Origin of the sequence: Marinobacterium sp. xm-g-59 (assembly GCF_013283315.1) — a bacterium.
In the GTDB taxonomy this organism is placed as follows: domain Bacteria; phylum Pseudomonadota; class Gammaproteobacteria; order Pseudomonadales; family Balneatricaceae; genus Marinobacterium_E.
In genome coordinates this window covers 1-2,951 of the sequence record NZ_WBYR01000025.1, presented here as the reverse complement: position 1 = coordinate 2,951, position 2,951 = coordinate 1, and the positions used below count along the sequence as shown (strand labels likewise).

Sequence of the window (2,951 nt, the reverse complement as noted above, 5' to 3'; positions counted from 1 at the left end):
GTTCGAACCGGTACCCGATACGTAGGTCGCGGTGCCGCCGTTTTCGAGCAGTAACGTTGGACGCCCTTCGGTGGTATCCACATTGAGCCACTCTGAAGCGGTCAATTTAATCCAGATCACATCACCGATGTTGTACATGCCATTTTCAGACGCTTCGGTGCTGTTGTAGGTCGCTTCGACTGAGCTAAAGCCCAGTACCACGGGCTCGGTACCATCTACGACTACCGATTCCTGCAGACGGTTATTCGAACCTAAGATGGTGTTAGCGCGATTACCGGCCTCATCCACCACCAGTTTGTCATTCTCAAGGAAGGTGATCACCTGCAGTGGGTGACCTTCCGCGTGGTCTGCGCTGTAGGTGTATTCGAACACCCACTCATCAGAACCTGAACCTGAGACATACGTCGCGAGCTCACCATTATTGAGGAAAAGGGTCGGCAGACGCGGGCTATCCGGATCGTCCGGACGGTCCTCGAGTGCCACTTCTTCAGTAAACTTCACGGTCAACTGAACGGTATCACCCACCGCATAGGCACCGGCCTCTGCATGGATACCTTCGATCTTGGCTTTTACCGTATCGACTGGCTGTAGCAGAACATCCGACGCTTTGTTGGGGTTGCCGGCCTCATCAGTGACAACGCCATCCATCACGCGCACTTTAATCGGCTGCGTGCTATTGCGATCGGGGGTCACAACAAAGCTGTATTCGCCTTCAGGACGACCCGAGTTATCGGGGGTCTCCAGGCTTAACTGATCAATGGTACCGCCTTCGACTGACAGTTTAGTCAGGTCAAAATCCTGTACCGATTCAGAGAAGTTCACCACCATGCGCACATCGCCATTAACGATGCCGTCCGCATCCGAGCGGATGGTCACGGTTGGGTAAGCGCTATCCAAGGTGTAGCTAGCCGCTGGCGAATCGCCTTCGCCGAAGTTACCGGCTAGGTCTGAGACCAGATTGAGATTCAAGCTGAGAGATTGTTCACCGGCTTGAGTATCTTTGAGTGGCGTGAATACGGCAGTCCAAGTGACGTTGTCAGTTGTTTCAAACTCGCCGATTGAACCGTTTTCTACATTGAAGAACTCTGGGCGCAGCTCTTTCACTGCACCGTTGAACGTAATTGTCAGCGTTGCAGCTTCGCCTGCACTCAGATCTGCGGAACCGTTCTCGTCGAGAACGCTGATAGACTCTACTTCTGGTAGCGTCAGATCGATAAAGATCCCACCCTCAGCCTGCGCAATCGCACCGCCATTTGGCAGGGTCAGATCCGCAGATTCACCAGCAACAACGCCGTTGAAGGTGGCGTAGTTGGTGCGCAGTTCAGCAATCGCCAGTGCGTCCGACTCAAAATCAGTCGCTTGAACGGCATAGCTGAAGACTAGGCGTGTTGGTGTAGAGGCTGCGGCGTTGTAGGTGGCGATTTCGCCATTGCTTAGTTTCAGCTCTGGGGTACCCAGCGCATCGTTCATCTCAACCGGCTTGTTCCAACCCAGGGCGATATCGATGATCTCGCCTTCGTTGTAGTGACCGGCATTGGCAGAGATGGTTTTGATGTAAGGTGTCGCTGCATCAACCACCACATCCGAGCGGTACGCCAATCGGCTGTTATCACTCAGGATCGCCATATTGGCTTCGTTGCCGGAGATGTCCCTGAACACCGATCCGTTAGTGATCAGAGCATGTACATCCAGATCGGTTGTATCAAAGTCATTTGGCTGAACGGTGTAGCGGAAGTTCAGGAAGCTTGAACCATCGCCATCCACATACTCAGCAACCGCACCGTTGCTCAGTGCAAGGATCGGTGAACCGTTGGTAAAGTCGATGTAGACGTTTTCGCTGAACTGAACGGTCAGTTCTACGCTATCACCCGCCAAGTAAAGTGCATCTTCAACCGCAGAGATGGTGACAATCGTTGGCGCAACGCCATCAATTTCAACCACTGCATGGTTCGAGAGGTTGGCACCCGGCGTGATGTATGTTTTTGCGTCGTTACCCGCATTGTCGGTAATGTTGGCACCGTCTTTAACCAGTGCCTGCACATTCAGCGCATCGACCTGATCGTTCTGTACCACGGTGTACTCAAACACCAGTGTGTTGGACTCACTTCCGCGAACGTACTCAGCCACCTGGCCGTTGTTTAGGGCAAGGAAGGGTGTGCCGTTGACGGCATCAACGTTCACCACTTCGTCATATGTGACGGCAATCGCGATGGTATCGCCGGCAGTGTAGGAACCACTCTCGGCATTGATACGAGTAATTTCAGGCGCACGGATATCCCAAGGACGCGCAATCGACTGCTCTGCATTGAGGTTACCCAGGCTATCGGTCATCGTGCCTTTGCGCAGCGTGACAGTCACATCGCCGGTAGGGTTATCCTGTGCTGCCGCGGTGGGAGCGACTTCCAGGGTGTAGACCTGACCGGCTTGAACTTCAGTAAAGCCACTGGTCACTTTAATGCCGTTAGTCACGACAATGTCGTTCACATCGAAGTCAGTGACCTGCTCACCAAAATCGATGGTGATCAGACGGTTACCGTTGTAGAGCACGCTAGAGCTAAGCTCTGCGACAGGACCCAGGGTATCGATAGAGATCGGGTTAGAGACACTCAGCCCCGTACCGGTATTACCGGCATTGTCAGCCACCAGGCTGTTATCCAGCACCAGCGTCGTCTCATCGGCTTCGATCTTCAGGGTCGGGGTAAACACACCCTTCCACACCGTACGGGGAATAGCTGTACCTTCCACAGGCACCAGCGGTGACAGCGTACCGTTGCTGACACTGATGGCATCACGAGGGTTGGTGACAGACTCAGCGAAGGTGACAGTGACACCCGAGGTCTCACCGGCAATCAAGGCGTCGCTATCAAAGGTGATCGTCCCCTCTGGGCGCTCACCATCAAAACTAATATCGTACTTGGCAGCAACCGCAGTGATCTGTGACAGTGACACAG

General features: G+C 53.8%; 1 protein-coding gene. It reads right to left on the bottom strand.

The features are described 5' to 3' along the window. The coding region (locus tag XMG59_RS11945; RefSeq protein ID WP_173498804.1) for an Ig-like domain-containing protein at positions 1-2,951 on the bottom strand (2,951 nt) is incomplete at both ends.